This window comes from Lutimonas sp. (assembly GCF_051011215.1).
Classification (GTDB): Bacteria; Bacteroidota; Bacteroidia; order Flavobacteriales; family Flavobacteriaceae; genus Lutimonas.
Window position 1 is genome coordinate 15,250 of sequence record NZ_JBPCUJ010000132.1, and the last position, 14,092, is coordinate 29,341.

Sequence of the window (14,092 nt, forward strand, 5' to 3'; positions counted from 1 at the left end):
AAATTTACGAAATATTTCGTTCAAAAACCTTCCTGAAAATGATCAATACGCTATTAATTCTTGAATTTTTGACTCAAATTTTTTATTTGGCAAATAAAGTGCTTCCAGATTTTTAGCAAATGGAATCGGCATATGAGGCGCTGCAACTCTCATTACCGGAGCATCCAGATGCTCAAAGCAATTTTCCATGATCAGGGCGGAAATATCTGATCCTATGCCACCAAAAACGCTGTCTTCCTGTAATATGATTACTTTTCCGGTTTTAACTACAGATGCGTATATTGATTCTTCATCCAGTGGCAATAAGGTTCTCAAATCAATTAAATCAGCCTTTATATCCAGTTTCTCCAATGTATTAATGGCCCAATGAACTCCTGCCCCATAGCTTATTACCGTCACATCCTCACCTTTCTGTACCAAGGCAGCTTTCCCTAGTGGAATCGTATAATAAGAATCAGGCACATCCTGATAAACCGAACGATACAACTGCTTGTGCTCAAAGAACATTACCGGATTCGGATCTTCAACAGCTGCACAGAGCAAGCCTTTGGCATCAACCGGAAATGCCGGATATACCACTTTTAACCCTGGTGTTTTTGTAAACCAGGCTTCGTTGGTTTGACTATGAAAAGGTCCGGCTCCTACACCAGCTCCACAAGGCATGCGCATTACAATATCCGCTGCCTGTCCCCATCTGTAATGTGATTTGGCCAGCAAATTCACAACAGGATTAAAACCAGAACTTACAAAATCACCAAATTGTAACTCAACAATTGATTTGATACCCGATACGGATAAGCCATAAGCAGCTTCGATAATAGATGATTCGCAAATTGGAGTATTCCTTACCCGATCTCTTCCAAAGGCTTCCAAAAAACCTTCCGTAATTTTAAACACCCCGCCATATTCAGCGATATCCTGCCCCATGATGACCATTTTATCGAAGCGCTCCATGCTTTGATACAAACCTTTAGAAATGGCATCAACAAGCCGAATATTACTATTTTCTTCTGAGGGTGCTATCACCTCCAAATCAAAGGGTTGAAATACATCATTTAATTCTAATTCCAACGTTGATTCAATTTCCTGTTCACTAAAAACAAGCGCTAAATTATCGCTTATTTCGTGGGTAAATTCCTTCTTAATGACCACTTCGTTTGTTTCTGAAAGAATATGGTTATCTCTTAAAAAAGCTTGAAAATTCTCTAAAGGATCTTTCATTGCCCATTTCTCCAATAGTTCCTTAGGTACATATTTAGTGCCACTGGCCTCTTCATGACCTCGCATCCTAAAGGTTTTGAATTCCAGAAGAACAGGTCTCGGGTTTGCCCTTAGACTTATGGCGAGCTCTCTCACTTTTGTATAAACAGCTACAATATTATTTCCATCTATGATATGACTTTCCATCCCATAACCAACGCCCTTGTCAGCAATGTTTTCGCAGTTAAACTGTTCTGATGAAGGTGTAGATAATCCATATCCATTGTTTTCAACACAAAATATAACAGGTAAATTCCAGACAGAAGCTACATTCAGGGCTTCGTGAAAATCACCCTCACTTGTAGCTCCTTCACCCGTAAAAACTGCTGTTACTTTTTGTTCTTTTTTTAAAAGACTTCCTAGAGCGATACCATTGGCCACTCCTAATTGAGGTCCTAAATGAGAAATCATTCCGACGATATGAAACTCCCGGGTCCCAAAATGAAAAGACCTGTCCCGGCCTTTAGTAAAGCCATTTTCTTTACCTTGCCATTGAGAAAACAATCGATTCAAAGGGATTTTTCTTGAGGTAAATACAGCAAGGTTCCGATGCATCGGTAAAATATACTCATCTGAATCCAGTGCCAGAGCCACTCCAGCAGAAATAGCCTCCTGACCCATGCCCGAAAACCATTTGGAAATTTTACCCTGCCTTAAAAGTATCAGCATTTTTTCTTCGATCATACGCGATTTCAACATCGCTTTATAAAGATCAATTAGTTCTGCATCCTTTAATTTTGGGCGGCTATAGTCAAAACTCATAGAGAAGTATATCTAGATATGAATGATCAAATTAATACTCAAATATCGAATATTTTATCTTCATACGAACATATTAAACAAAAAAAATCCTCCTCATTAAATGAACAATGAGGAGGAGGATTTTTTCTTTACTTGATACCTTCTAGAAAGCAATTTCTTTAAAGATCTGATGCATCAACCTTTTCTTATCGTTGATAACTTCTTCCAATGAAATGGATGTTTCAGTACGCTTTATTCCATGAATCTTGTCAAGCTTAAAGATAATCTCTTTTGCATGCATGGTGTCTTTCGCTCTGATCTTACAGAAAATTGAGAATTTACCTGTGGTCAAATGCGCAACAGTAACTTCTGAAATTTTTCGAACTTCATCTATAACCATTTGCGTTGTTGAAGAATTTTCCAGAAACAAACCTACATAAGCTATAAAAGTATAACCCATTTTGTTATAATCAACACTTAATGTAGATCCTTTAATCACTCCTTCATCTTCCATTTTCTTCACTCTTACATGAATCGTTCCTGCCGAAACCAATAGGTTTTTAGCGATATCTGTAAAAGGTGTTCTTGCGTTTTCAATCAAGGCTTCTAAAATCTGATGATCAAGTTCATCCAATTTGAATTTTGACATAAGTACTTTGTTTTGTTTAATTTGCAAATATGATAAAAATTTGTAAATTAAATACGCTTTTTATTAAAAAAGATTGCCTTTTAATGGGCTTTATTTAATTAAATCTATTTTTAACCCAATTCTCTGCAGCATTTTTATCTTCGAAATCAAGATGATCAGCTTCAATAATTTCGTCTGCGGCAAAATCCTTTAAATCCATTATTTGATCTATACTAGGCACCAAAATAATGCGATCTTTCTGAAGTTTTTCAATAAGTAATATCCCCAAATCTGTCCGTTCCCCGGCAACAACCACATTTTTATAAATGCGATCGAGGTATTTCTTTTCATTGTTAGGGATTTCTAAATAGGCCTTGTGCATATCTGCGGCATCCTTTGATGCGATATGTCTCAATCCTTCTATCAAAGCCATAAAAGTGGCCTTTCTGGACACCCGCCTTAAAGAATCTCCTTTTGCATGCCCTGACTCAATTAAAATGGTGTTATGCCCCATTTTCTGAAAATTATCTCCGGTTGCCGTCGGATAAAACTCATCGGTATACCTCCCAATTTGTCCTGGGATAAATTTTTGCAGCTCTTTATTTATAGAGGCAATGACCGTCATGGTCTGCTTCCTGCCCTCATTCATCGAGCGCTCTTCATTTATTGATGGAGCTAAAAAAGACATGGTGGCCGTCCTATTATATGGTGCTACACTGAATATGTTGCGTTGATCATGCAGGTTAAAACAATAGGAAGGATTGATTTTCTTTAACCAGAACTGAAGCAATTGACTCTCCTTGGCTTTTTTAGCAATAACATCTCTGTTCAGATCAATTGACTGAGCATTTACTCTTGTATAAGCCACAGCTCCGTCAGGATTTAATATAGGAATACAATATAGAGTGATGGCATTCAAAATATGGTTGGCAAGCTCTTCTTGACCTTCAGGTATTTTGAAAAAACGCAAAAGATCTAAAAGCGCACGTGTTCCTGTGGATTCGTTCCCATGCATCTGTGTCCACAACAAGACCTTTATTTTCCCTTTCCCAATAACTATTTTATTGATGTCCCGCCCTTGGAAAGACTCTCCGATTTTAACAAACTCAAAGTCATCATTCAGAGTCTTTAAAAAAGGGTCTATATCTTTTAATCTGACATAACGTTTATCAAACCCGCGAACCTGGTATTGATCATGCCATAAAGAGATTTTTTCTATATCCATTTTTTTCATTTCACAAATGTAAACAATTACTAATTTACAATTGTAAACATGTAAATTCACCTGTTTGATTACAAATGTAAACAAGAACGCGAAAACAACTTTCTTGATTCAAATGATTTTATCAAAAAAACTTATTTTAACAAGTTCATATTTATTAAATACTATTATTCAGTGTATTACTAATACTAAATTAAGGTATAACTTTAATAAAATTTAAAGTATATCGCTATTTAAATAATTAATTCAATCTCAAAAGAAATAAATTATTTACATTTGTAAATTAAACAATGTTTACAATGATAAACAATTCGGAATTTTCGAATCGACTGAGAACCATCATGGAATTCTATCAATTATCAGCCTCCGGTTTTGCTGATAGAATTCAAGTACCTAGGTCTAGTATTTCCCATCTCCTATCGGGCAGAAATAAACCTAGTCTGGATTTTGTTTTAAAGGTTGTAAAAGTATTCGATGAAGTTGAATTATACTGGTTGCTCAATGGAAAAGGAAATTTTCCAAACAACACATCGCCTGACCAAATCATTGAACAAAAAACGATTCAACCAAAAAAAGAACCAATAGAAAACAATCCCGTAACAACAAGCCTTGCATCAAGCGCACATACTTCCAAAAAGATAGAACGGATTGTTTTGTTTTTTGAAGATGGGACCTTTAAAGAATATATACAATAAAAAAACCCTCAAAAGCATGGCTTTTGAGGGTTTTGAATGTTATTTGGAAACCTATTGCAAACTTGCAATACCTTCCTGTACGATGTTGATCAACGTTTCTTTGTTCTCAAAATCAGAAGCTTTTTTAGCTCCTAACACCTGTGACAATACCTGTATCGCAATTTTATCAGCTCCGTATTGTTTGTATTGAGTTCCCAGTTTCACAAAAGAATCAACCAAGTTCTGAGTTGCTTCTTCATCCGAAGTAGCAGCCACCCATTGAAAACCTTCCTTATATATGTTCTGCTCCTCTTTATCTTCCGTAAAAAACATGCCAGAAATCAGATTTCCGCCTACGAAAGCAATTTGAGATTCTGTTTTATCCATAATGAAAATAGGCATCAAAGCAGCTTTTAAGCCCTCTTTCTCTAAATCATCAGTAATTGAATTCGCATAGGTCAAAGCAGCATCTTTATCAGCCCAGTACAAGGATTTTAAAGCACTCCCTTTAACAGCACTTGAAGGACTTGACAAAGAGGTGTTCAGTAAATCCAAATACTTTTTATCATCATATTCCGCAAGCTTCTTAATAGCCTCCGCCTGGACCAAAGTCTTTTCATCATTGCTAGCCAGACTTTCAATAGTTTTAACCGCTTTCTTAGCATCTGAATGACTCAGGTCAATACCTTCTATTGCCATTATTCTAATGCCGTAATATGAGTCATTTAAAGCGGTTTGAATTGTCTTGAAAGCTTCATCATTACTACCCTGCTCCTCTATTAATCCTTCAACAGCTTCTTTTCTATCCTCATATTTTTTACCCACCTTATATAGGTGAATTAAATTCTCTGTTGTTTTTTCATCAGAAATTTCTGCCAGCAATGTTCTATCGGCATCTACATTGACCAAGTCTGGCTTTTCTGTATATTTAAATGAAAATGAATTACTTTTCTTGTCAACCCAAACCTCATACCTTTTTGGCGAATCACCTTCAAATACTTCAATGGCAAGTGGAAATTCAAAGACATCAGCTCCTGCCTGAGTCTGTTCAATCTGAACCGTTACAATCTTTGCCTCTTCGCTATACACATATTTTACATCTAATACAGGATGACCATTGCTAAAGTACCACTGGTTAAAAAACCAGTTTAAATCTTTACCACTTACTTCTTCAAAAGCAAGTCGCAACTGATGAGCTTCACCTGTTCCATAGGCATTATCGCTCAGGTATTGATTGATTCCTGCCTGAAAAGCTTTATCTCCTAAATAAGCTCTCAGCATATGAAGAATAGCGCCTCCTTTGTTATAAGAAACAGCGTCAAACATATCTTCTTTGCTGTTATAGTGATATCGCACCAAATCTTTTAACTCATTGTCAGGTGTCATATAACCTTCAATTTCTTCTAGGCGATGCGCATCTGCATGATCCCGTCCATATTTGTATTCATACCACAGATACTGGCTGTAATTGGCAAAAGATTCATTAACGGTTAGGTTACTCCAGCTTTCGGCTGTAACAAGATCTCCAAACCAATGATGAAACAATTCATGCGCTATAGTACTTTCCCAGGTATTTTCATCAACGAGTTGACTCGCTGTCTGGTAAGCCATTTCACCATGAATTACTGCCGTTGTGTTCTCCATCGCACCACTTACATAATCTCTACCGATAAATTGCGCGTATTTAGACCAAGGATATTCAATTCCTGTATAATCTGAAAAGAAAGTGATCATCTCAGGGGTTAAACCAAAAATCCCTTTGGCATATGGCTCATATTCCTCCTCTACATAATAGTCTACGGCAATATCCTTCCATGTATCTTCCACAATACTAAATTCTCCAACCCCCATAAAGAAAAGGTAGGGAGCATGTTTCTTGTCGAATTTCCAGTAATCTGTTCTTGTGCCGTCATTATTCTTGGTTTGCTCTTTTAATAACCCGTTCGATAAGGTTACATATTGGTCAGGAACCGTCATATAGATTTCCTGAGAAGTTTTTTGATTCGGCGCATCGATGGTTGGAAACCAGCAGCTACTCGCTTCGGTTTCCCCTTGAGTCCAAATCTGTGTTGGCTTATTGGGGTCTTTTTCCAGCGGATCAATAAAATACAGGCCTTTGGCGCTTGTGATGGCAGCACTACCCTCTTGCTCTACCTCTTCAGGTCGTGCCGTGTATTTGATGTAAACGATGTATTCTTCACCCTTGGCATAGGTATTTCCAAGATCAATGATTAATTTTTGATTATCATATTCATATTTTAATGTTTTGCCATCGGATGTGATTTCATGAATCAACATGGCTTTGGCATCTAGTTCCAACTCACTAACATTATAAAAATGAGGAGTTAAGGTGATCCAGGCCTCTCCTGCCATCTGGCTTTTTGAAAAGTCAAAATTTACTTTTAATTTGGTGTGAACAAGGTCACTCACCTTTTCTCTTTCTGCCCTGTATTCAGTATTGATTTCTTCAGTTTCTTGTGCAATACCCAATCCAACGCTCAGGAAAAAACATAGCAATAATAATTTATTTTTCATATTCTCTTTAAAATTAACGGTTTGAGGCGCAAATATAGAAGAATATAAGGTAAATTACACGTTAAAATAAGGTTAAAAAGAAGCCGCTTCAGACAGGCTAAAGCGGCTTTATATGTGAAGTATGAATCGTTTTAGATTCCTTCGTCACCAAAAAGTTCTGACAATTGAGACAAAGCTTCTCCAGCGCCTCCTTTATCGATATTATTAAAATCCTCTGCCATTTTCATGATTTTTTCCGGTTGCATCTTGTCTCCCAATACACGGGCCAAAGCAAAACCTTTATCGTTGTCAGAGGCCAGCAATAAAAATTCATCGATCGCATCATCCTCTCCTTGGTAATTAATCACAATATTGATTCCTTCATGCTTCATTCGCATAAGTTCGCTATACTGATCACCTTTTAAAATGCTTTTAACCTGAGCCAGCTCTGTTTTGTATTCAGCCGTATTGCTTTCTGTCACTTTAAAGGCAAGAATATTTAATTTTTTAATAGTTGACATGGTTTTTTTAGTCTCTTCTGAGGCTCCATCTTCTACTTTTAAAAGACTGGCCGGCAGGTCAATGGCTATAAAATTATCATTTTCCTGTTTGTCCACATAATACTCCTGAATCGTGGGCTGATTATTACAGGAAACGAACACCAGGGCAGCCATTAGTAATAGAGAGAGTTTTTTGATTGAGTTTTTCATGATCGCTTGTTTATTGATTACTTGCTTTTTCAAGGTGTTCTCCACCGGGAAGGTCCATTTTTTCAGTTAATTTGGCAATCTGGTTTAAATCTATATCTCCGGTAAGAGAAATGATGACAGATTCCTGAGATGTTTTTTCATTGTCTTTCACAAACATAAACAACTCTTTTACAAAGTCTTCAGACTTACCTTCTCTCACATAAATGGAAATATTACTTCCTTCTTCTTTTACTGTCATCAACTTTTCAAGGTTGGCTGACTTCAAATAACTTGTTGCTGCTTTTTCCATTTGAACCGCTACTTCGGCGCTCTCTGTTGCAAAGACTCTCAATGATTCAATGTTCTTGATCAGATCCATATATTCCTGATCTTCTGTTTCTGCCCCTATTTTACTCATTAAGGAGAAGGCTTTTTGTGTTACTACCACCGAGGTTACCCCGTCTATATCTTCGAATTTATCGAATTGTGATTGAGCGCTGGCAATCCATCCAGACATCACAAACACCGTTACTAAAATGATTTTATTAATTTTCATGATTCTATTTTTTAATGATTCTTACTTATTGATTAAACACTTTTTTCTGTACATTCCCAAAGGTTTGGAGCTGGGCCATTGCATCCGTTCCTTTGTTAAATTTATCTAGTTGAGCAATTGCTCCTGTTCCCTTATTTAAGCTGTTTGATATCAAATCAAGCGCTTTTTGAGTTTCCATATAAGCCAATCGGGCTTCTTCCTTTTCTGATTCATTCTTTTGGTATATAGAGTATACTCCGAAGAAGAAAACCAACATGGCAGCGATCGACAACCATCTAAGTGGAATGGTTTTTTTCTTTTTATCGTTTAACTCGATGGTTCTGTTTGACGTTTCCAAGGAGCTGTCACTAAAGAAATTGAACAAATCTTTATGTTCCATTAAATGAGGTGCTACATTATCTTGTGCAAAATATTCTTTTAAAACAGCCTCTTCTTGTATGGTGGTGGTTGCCTCAAAGTATTTTTCCAGTAAATTTTCAATTTTAACCAATTCCATAATTCTGTTTTTTAATAAATTTTTCTCTCAATGTCTTTCTTGCTCTGGACAGGGCCACTCTGATTGCCGTGGGCTCCATATTCATTATTTTTCCTATTTCAGCATAATCATAATTCTCTACATCTCTCAGTTGAATGATCATTCGTTGCTTTTCCGGTAACTCATTCATCATTCTTTTGATGATACTTGCGCTATCCTTATATTCTATATTTGATTCAAGCTCTTCAGATTCATCTTTATAGTTGCTATGTACCAACGTTAAATTTGAAGCTCGTTTCGACTTAAGCTGATCCAGGCAATAATTTTTGGTCATCATCATGGCATAAGCCTCCACATTATCATAGTTTTCGATTTTAGCTTTATTTTTCCAGAGTTTGAAATACAATTCCTGCGTTGCATCTTCAGCTTCATCAGACGATACCAGCAATCTTTTCGCTAAGCGAAACACTTTATCTTTAAATGGTAATACCGTTTCTAGAAATTCTTTCTGGTTCATCAATTCTCAATAATAAAGCAATTTATCAAATCTTGCTACACTTTTAACACGAGCCATTCTTTGATTTGTTACAAGGAATTGAAAAAAAAAGTAAAAAAAGCATTATTTTTACGACTGAGAAAAAAGAAAAAAGTTAAAAAATGAAGAAGTATTTCCCCCAAGGCCTTGTAGTCTTGCTGTTTTTAGGCCTTATAGCCTGTAGTGATTCCAACGATATTCAAGAAACTCCTGTAACACCGGTTGACAAGGTTACTTTAGATGACCCCCTCAATAGTTTTATCTGGCAGGGAATGAATTCTTGGTATAACTGGCAATTGGAATCAGAAAAGCTGGACGATGCTAAAGATGATGATTTAGAAGAATACTATACCTTTTTGAATGGTTATAATGATTATAGAACCCTTTTCTATGATTTGTGTTATAATCATGCAATCAGGGTCGGTGATGAAAATGCCACCGATAGGTATTCCTGGTTTATTGACGATTACGTTGCTCAAAACAATGCGTTCCAAGGGATACGCACCAGGTATGGATTTACACAAAGAACAATTCAAATTAATAATGCGGGCGATGTGGTAATTGCTATTTTATTGGTTGAAAAAAATTCTCCGGCCGAAGGCGCTGGTTTAAAAAGAGGTAATATAGTGAATGCCATTAATGGCACTGTTTTAAATGAGAATAATTTGGAGTCTGCTTTTTCAGGACTATCCAATGAAACAGTAACGCTTTCTCTTGTAACTGAAGATAATGGAGTGTTAACCGACGCGGGAGATATCACTATGACACGCGCGCTGGTGGCGGCAAATCCGGTTCATTATCATAAAATATTTACGGATATAGGTGGAAAAAAAGTGGGGTACCTTTTATATAATTCATTTGCAGATTCCTATAATGATGAACTAAATGCGGTTTTTGCAGATTTCAAAAGTGAAGGAATCGATGAGCTGGTGCTTGACCTACGATTTAATGGAGGTGGATCTGGTCTGGCCACTACATACCTTGCAAGCATGATTTATGCTCAATCAGGGAACGGTGTATTTTACGAAACAAAGTTTAATTCAAAGCATTCAGAATTCAATTCAGCTGATATTTTTCAGGATGTCTTAGAGATTCAGAATACCGAATTAGAAGTAATCGGAGAAGAACCAATTAACAGAATTAGTACCTTAAGTAGGTTGTATGTTTTGACTACTGGTTCTTCAGCATCAGCAAGTGAATTATTGATCAACGGATTAAGACCCTATATGTCTAGTGTAAAATTAATCGGCACACAAACAGAAGGTAAAAATGTGGGCTCTATTACCTTATATGATACTCCTGAAACTGATTTCTTAGGTCAAAACAATGCCAATCCTAATCACAAATATGCGATGCAGCCAATCTGCATTCAGGTATTCAATAAAAATGGCGAGAGTGATTATATTCAGGGTTTTGCTCCTGACATTGAAGTAGACGACTCTTCAAACTGGAATAATGTATTGCCTTTTGGTGACAGGAATGAAGTGATGCTAAAAGTAGCCTTGGATGACATTGCGGGGATTGTTGCTAAACAATCCTTGTCAAAATTGCAGCTTCAGGCCAAGGAAATCAAAATGTCATTTGAGGAAGATAAATTTGCCAATGAAATGTATTTTAATCACCTGATAAAGAGAAACCTTAAAGAATAGAGAAATCTAGTCAATATGCGAATCGACAAGTATTTATGGTGCACACGCTATTACAAAACGCGAAGTATTGCTACGGATGCTTGTAAAAAGGGACATGTAAAAATTGATGGAAGCAATACAAAGCCTTCCAAGGATGTTTTTAGCGGTGAAAAAATAACCGTTCGAAAGAACCAGGTGAATTATGAATTCATTGTTATTGATGTGCCTCCCAACCGAGTTGGCGCCAAGCTGGTTGACCTTTACAGAAAAGATGTTACACCAAAAGAAGCCTTTGAGAATCAGGATATCCTTAAATTTTCTAAAGATTATTACAGAAAGAAAGGAACTGGCAGACCTACAAAAAAAGACCGTCGGGATATAGACGATTATTACGAAGAAGAGCATGAAGCTTGATCAGGATTTTTGGAGTGATAAGTACCAGTCAAATGAATTGGGCTGGGATTTGGGTGGCGTTTCTCCTCCCCTGAAAGCCTATGTCGATCAGATTGATCATAAAGATATCTCCATCCTTATTCCAGGAGCAGGAAATGCCTATGAAGCAGCTTATTTATGGGAACAAGGCTTTCGGAATGTGAACGTACTTGATATTGCTGAAGAGCCGCTTAAGAACTTAAAAAAAAGAGTGCCTGATTTTCCCGATCACCAAATGCATCGGGAAGATTTTTTTGCGCATCAGGGTTCTTATGATCTGATCCTGGAACAAACTTTTTTTTGCGCCTTAGACCCTTCTTTAAGAGTTGATTATATTGATAAAATGAAATCATTACTTACGCTGAATGGCAAGCTCGTGGGCTTGTTGTTTGACTTTCGGCTAGATGATGTTGGACCGCCATTTGGTGGCAGCGAAGATGCCTATACCATCGATTTTAAAAAACGCTTCCAATTAAACACGATTGCCCCTTGTTATAATTCTATAAAACCAAGACAGGGCAAAGAACTTTTTATTATTTTTGAGAAGACAAATTAAGAGCAATGCAAAAAACAGTTATCCTTACAAATGAGCAAATTCAGCATAAGACAAAACGAATTGCTTATCAGATCTACGAATCTAACATTAATGAAAAGCAGGTGATTTTAGCTGGTATCAAAGAAAACGGATTTATTTTTGCTAAAAGAATCAAGCAGGCCCTTGAAAAAATATCACCGATTGAGGTTGTTCTTTGCGAAGTGATCATTGACAAGAAAAAACCGCTTGAAGCCGTAAGCACGAGTCTGTCAGCTGCTGATTACAAGAACAAATCTTTAGTGCTCGTAGATGATGTGTTGAATTCAGGCACAACCCTGATCTATGCTGCAAAATTATTTTTAGAAGTTCCTTTAAAAAGATTTAAAACAGTGGTCCTTGTTAACAGAAATCATAAAAAATACCCCATTAAAGCTGATTTTAAAGGGCTCTCGCTGTCTACCTCTATGCAAGAGCACATCTGTGTGGAATTTGAAGGAAAAGCTGCTCAAGCCTTCTTAGAATAGCTTATATAGGCTGTAGCATATTTATCAGTTCATCGGCAATTTCCTGAGGGCTTTTAGCATCAATTACCACGGTATGATGTGCCTGTTCATAGAAATTTCTTCTTTCAAACAAATGCTTGGCAATAAATTCGGTCAATTTCTCATCACTTAAGGAAGCAATAAGAGGGCGCTTGGCTTTCTCTGAGCTCAGGCGCTGCTTGATCGTTGCAATACTTCCCTTTAGATAAAAAGAAGTAGACATAGCGCGAATCAACTCCATATTATTGGCATAACAAGGTGTTCCTCCACCCAAAGCCACAATGCCTGGTGCCTTATCGGTTAGAACTTCATTCAGGCATTTACTTTCCTGCAATCTGAAATAAATCTCGCCTTTATCCTCAAAAATAGATTTGATACTTCGCTGCTCCTTCCCTTCAATATAATCATCAAGGTCAATAAATGGCAAATTTAATGCCTTGGCCAAGAGTTTTGCTACTGTAGATTTGCCACTGCCCATATAGCCCAAAAGTACCGTCTTCATAAATTACTGATTCAGAGTGTTGTAAATTGCCGACAAATATCTTTAAATTTTTTTTAAAAAAAACGCTTGTTTAATTAATAATTGAATGTATCTTTGCATCCGAATTATTTGACCTGGTAGCTCAGTTGGTAGAGCATCTCCCTTTTAAGGAGAGGGTCCTGGGTTCGAGCCCCAGCCAGGTCACCAAAAGTTCAAATAATTAATCCGTCTTCTGACGGATTTTTTTTTAGATTTGTATCTGCTTTACAAAGCGCATGTGGTGAAATTGGTAGACACGCAGCCTTGAGGGGGCTGTGTTCGCAAGGACGTGCTGGTTCGAGTCCAGTCATGCGCACTTTTTTAATTTCTTTCAAAACTTAGTTAGCATTCATTTTTTTTTACTGAATACCGGCCATAGACATTGCTGAATTAATTATCCAATCTTTCATCTATCAAAATGAGCATCGTTCTGATATCCTGAAGTAACTCTTCTAAAAAAGTATTTTGCAAAATTATAATGTATGAAATTCCATAAAGGTTTGAGAAGAATTCCTGATCAATATGTATGGATAAATTACTGATGTCAGAAAACTGGGTTGACATCCCGAAATTCTTTTGAACGTATTGTTTTGTAACAAATTTCTGATAATTTTCATCGATGATCTTTCTATTCATAATCACAATACGCTCCTGAACCCCTCCGGAATAGTCGTAACTGTAATAATCAATTAGTTGATTTCTAAGATTCACATTTTTTAAAATACTAACTTTTTCTGATGATAAAAGATTGTTCCAGGTAGTCATTTTAGGTTTGAAAACACTGTAGGCTGTAAATGGTTTTGAATAGGTTTCAAAAATATCAAACCGTTGATCATTGGTTAATTCAGCATCAAAAATCTTCATAAATTCCAGGACCATGGCTGTTTTTTTCTCGTTGAACGTCAAAGTCTCATGAATAGCCGTTGAATCTGAGATCAAATTAAACTTCAGTTCGCTTAAATAATTTTGCTCAATCGTTCTGGATTCAATTTCTTGTTTCCAATTATTGATCTGCAAGGCGATCAATATGCCAATCACAACCAAAACAATCTCGCCAATGGCGTATCTGCTATATTTAAGGAATTGATTTTCCTTTGCCAGCTGGTAGCGTATTTTTCGAAAAAATGGAAGCATCGTTACT

General features: G+C 36.7%; 15 protein-coding genes and 2 tRNA genes. 7 read left to right on the top strand and 10 right to left on the bottom strand.

Going from position 1 to position 14,092, the window contains the following annotated elements:
• Window positions 1–42 precede the first annotated feature (42 nt).
• From ACR2MV_RS12575 to ACR2MV_RS12585, 3 genes are all read right to left on the bottom strand, one after another.
• Window positions 43–2,022: an alpha-ketoacid dehydrogenase subunit alpha/beta gene (locus ACR2MV_RS12575; protein ID WP_434022270.1), complete on the bottom strand. Its 1,980-nt coding sequence runs from the start codon at window positions 2,020–2,022 to the stop codon at window positions 43–45.
• Between the two features lie 142 nt (window positions 2,023–2,164).
• Complete coding sequence (locus ACR2MV_RS12580; protein WP_434022271.1) at window positions 2,165–2,650, bottom strand: Lrp/AsnC family transcriptional regulator; 486 nt, start codon at window positions 2,648–2,650, stop codon at window positions 2,165–2,167.
• Between the two features lie 94 nt (window positions 2,651–2,744).
• A complete protein-coding gene (locus ACR2MV_RS12585) occupies window positions 2,745–3,854 on the bottom strand; it encodes a M14 family zinc carboxypeptidase (RefSeq protein WP_434022272.1) in 1,110 nt (369 codons plus the stop codon).
• A gap of 296 nt (window positions 3,855–4,150) precedes the next feature.
• Between ACR2MV_RS12585 and ACR2MV_RS12590 the strand changes: the two genes are divergently transcribed.
• Complete coding sequence (locus ACR2MV_RS12590; RefSeq protein ID WP_434022273.1) at window positions 4,151–4,546, top strand: helix-turn-helix domain-containing protein; 396 nt, start codon at window positions 4,151–4,153, stop codon at window positions 4,544–4,546.
• Between the two features lie 51 nt (window positions 4,547–4,597).
• Here the strand turns inward: ACR2MV_RS12590 and ACR2MV_RS12595 are convergent, their stop codons facing one another.
• The 5 genes from ACR2MV_RS12595 to ACR2MV_RS12615 form a co-directional block, all read right to left on the bottom strand.
• Window positions 4,598–7,060, bottom strand: coding sequence for a M1 family aminopeptidase (locus ACR2MV_RS12595; RefSeq protein WP_434022274.1), 2,463 nt, complete (start codon window positions 7,058–7,060; stop codon window positions 4,598–4,600).
• Window positions 7,061–7,191: 131 nt separating this feature from the next.
• On the bottom strand, window positions 7,192–7,749 hold the full coding sequence (locus ACR2MV_RS12600) for a DUF4252 domain-containing protein (protein ID WP_434022275.1): 558 nt from the start codon (window positions 7,747–7,749) through the stop codon (window positions 7,192–7,194).
• Between the two features lie 10 nt (window positions 7,750–7,759).
• The gene (locus ACR2MV_RS12605) at window positions 7,760–8,284 is read right to left on the bottom strand and encodes a DUF4252 domain-containing protein (protein ID WP_434022276.1); all 525 of its coding nucleotides are present in this window, start codon (window positions 8,282–8,284) and stop codon (window positions 7,760–7,762) included.
• 25 nt (window positions 8,285–8,309) lie between these two features.
• Complete coding sequence (locus tag ACR2MV_RS12610) at window positions 8,310–8,780, bottom strand: hypothetical protein (protein WP_434022277.1); 471 nt, start codon at window positions 8,778–8,780, stop codon at window positions 8,310–8,312.
• Window positions 8,767–9,276 (bottom strand): RNA polymerase sigma factor, encoded by a 510-nt coding sequence (locus ACR2MV_RS12615; protein ID WP_434022278.1) that lies wholly within the window; start codon window positions 9,274–9,276, stop codon window positions 8,767–8,769. Before ACR2MV_RS12615 ends, ACR2MV_RS12610 begins: the two co-directional genes overlap by 14 nt.
• Before the next feature lie 140 nt (window positions 9,277–9,416).
• Here ACR2MV_RS12615 and ACR2MV_RS12620 point away from each other — a divergent pair, with 140 nt between their 5' ends.
• Genes ACR2MV_RS12620 through ACR2MV_RS12635 form a run of 4 tightly spaced genes read left to right on the top strand, consistent with a single transcriptional unit; the run spans window position 9,417 to window position 12,413 of the window.
• On the top strand, window positions 9,417–10,943 hold the full coding sequence (locus ACR2MV_RS12620) for a S41 family peptidase (protein ID WP_434022279.1): 1,527 nt from the start codon (window positions 9,417–9,419) through the stop codon (window positions 10,941–10,943).
• Window positions 10,944–10,958: 15 nt separating this feature from the next.
• A complete protein-coding gene (locus ACR2MV_RS12625; RefSeq protein WP_434022280.1) occupies window positions 10,959–11,336 on the top strand; it encodes an RNA-binding S4 domain-containing protein in 378 nt (125 codons plus the stop codon).
• The gene (locus tag ACR2MV_RS12630) at window positions 11,326–11,910 is read left to right on the top strand and encodes an SAM-dependent methyltransferase (protein ID WP_434022281.1); all 585 of its coding nucleotides are present in this window, start codon (window positions 11,326–11,328) and stop codon (window positions 11,908–11,910) included. Before ACR2MV_RS12625 ends, ACR2MV_RS12630 begins: the two co-directional genes overlap by 11 nt.
• 5 nt (window positions 11,911–11,915) lie before the next feature.
• Window positions 11,916–12,413 carry a phosphoribosyltransferase family protein gene (locus ACR2MV_RS12635; protein WP_434022282.1) on the top strand — a complete coding sequence of 166 codons (498 nt, stop codon included), beginning with the start codon at window positions 11,916–11,918 and terminating at the stop codon, window positions 12,411–12,413.
• A 1-nt stretch (window position 12,414) separates the two neighbouring features.
• Here ACR2MV_RS12635 and ACR2MV_RS12640 read toward each other — a convergent pair whose 3' ends face one another.
• Window positions 12,415–12,933 carry a shikimate kinase gene (locus ACR2MV_RS12640; RefSeq protein WP_434022283.1) on the bottom strand — a complete coding sequence of 173 codons (519 nt, stop codon included), beginning with the start codon at window positions 12,931–12,933 and terminating at the stop codon, window positions 12,415–12,417.
• Window positions 12,934–13,043: 110 nt separating this feature from the next.
• Between ACR2MV_RS12640 and ACR2MV_RS12645 the strand changes: the two genes are divergently transcribed.
• Window positions 13,044–13,119 (top strand) — tRNA-Lys (locus ACR2MV_RS12645).
• A gap of 64 nt (window positions 13,120–13,183) precedes the next feature.
• Window positions 13,184–13,267: transfer RNA gene (locus ACR2MV_RS12650), tRNA-Leu, on the top strand.
• A gap of 74 nt (window positions 13,268–13,341) precedes the next feature.
• On the opposite strand, the gene ACR2MV_RS12655 is transcribed toward ACR2MV_RS12650, so the two are convergent.
• On the bottom strand, window positions 13,342–14,085 hold the full coding sequence (locus ACR2MV_RS12655) for a DUF6090 family protein (protein WP_434022284.1): 744 nt from the start codon (window positions 14,083–14,085) through the stop codon (window positions 13,342–13,344).
• Window positions 14,086–14,092 lie beyond the last annotated feature (7 nt).

What these genes read in the sequence shown, in the direction of transcription:
- ACR2MV_RS12640 (WP_434022283.1), bottom strand. Translation starts at nt 12,933, where the DNA reads ATGAAGACGGTACTTTTGGGCTATATGGGCAGTGGCAAATCTACAGTA.
- ACR2MV_RS12620 (WP_434022279.1), top strand. Translation starts at nt 9,417, where the DNA reads ATGAAGAAGTATTTCCCCCAAGGCCTTGTAGTCTTGCTGTTTTTAGGC.
- ACR2MV_RS12625 (WP_434022280.1), top strand. Translation starts at nt 10,959, where the DNA reads ATGCGAATCGACAAGTATTTATGGTGCACACGCTATTACAAAACGCGA.
- ACR2MV_RS12605 (WP_434022276.1), bottom strand. Translation starts at nt 8,284, where the DNA reads ATGAAAATTAATAAAATCATTTTAGTAACGGTGTTTGTGATGTCTGGA.
- ACR2MV_RS12600 (WP_434022275.1), bottom strand. Translation starts at nt 7,749, where the DNA reads ATGAAAAACTCAATCAAAAAACTCTCTCTATTACTAATGGCTGCCCTG.
- ACR2MV_RS12585 (WP_434022272.1), bottom strand. Translation starts at nt 3,854, where the DNA reads ATGGATATAGAAAAAATCTCTTTATGGCATGATCAATACCAGGTTCGC.
- ACR2MV_RS12635 (WP_434022282.1), top strand. Translation starts at nt 11,916, where the DNA reads ATGCAAAAAACAGTTATCCTTACAAATGAGCAAATTCAGCATAAGACA.
- ACR2MV_RS12575 (WP_434022270.1), bottom strand. Translation starts at nt 2,022, where the DNA reads ATGAGTTTTGACTATAGCCGCCCAAAATTAAAGGATGCAGAACTAATT.
- ACR2MV_RS12610 (WP_434022277.1), bottom strand. Translation starts at nt 8,780, where the DNA reads ATGGAATTGGTTAAAATTGAAAATTTACTGGAAAAATACTTTGAGGCA.
- ACR2MV_RS12595 (WP_434022274.1), bottom strand. Translation starts at nt 7,060, where the DNA reads ATGAAAAATAAATTATTATTGCTATGTTTTTTCCTGAGCGTTGGATTG.
- ACR2MV_RS12630 (WP_434022281.1), top strand. Translation starts at nt 11,326, where the DNA reads ATGAAGCTTGATCAGGATTTTTGGAGTGATAAGTACCAGTCAAATGAA.
- ACR2MV_RS12580 (WP_434022271.1), bottom strand. Translation starts at nt 2,650, where the DNA reads ATGTCAAAATTCAAATTGGATGAACTTGATCATCAGATTTTAGAAGCC.
- ACR2MV_RS12615 (WP_434022278.1), bottom strand. Translation starts at nt 9,276, where the DNA reads ATGAACCAGAAAGAATTTCTAGAAACGGTATTACCATTTAAAGATAAA.
- ACR2MV_RS12590 (WP_434022273.1), top strand. Translation starts at nt 4,151, where the DNA reads ATGATAAACAATTCGGAATTTTCGAATCGACTGAGAACCATCATGGAA.
- ACR2MV_RS12655 (WP_434022284.1), bottom strand. Translation starts at nt 14,085, where the DNA reads ATGCTTCCATTTTTTCGAAAAATACGCTACCAGCTGGCAAAGGAAAAT.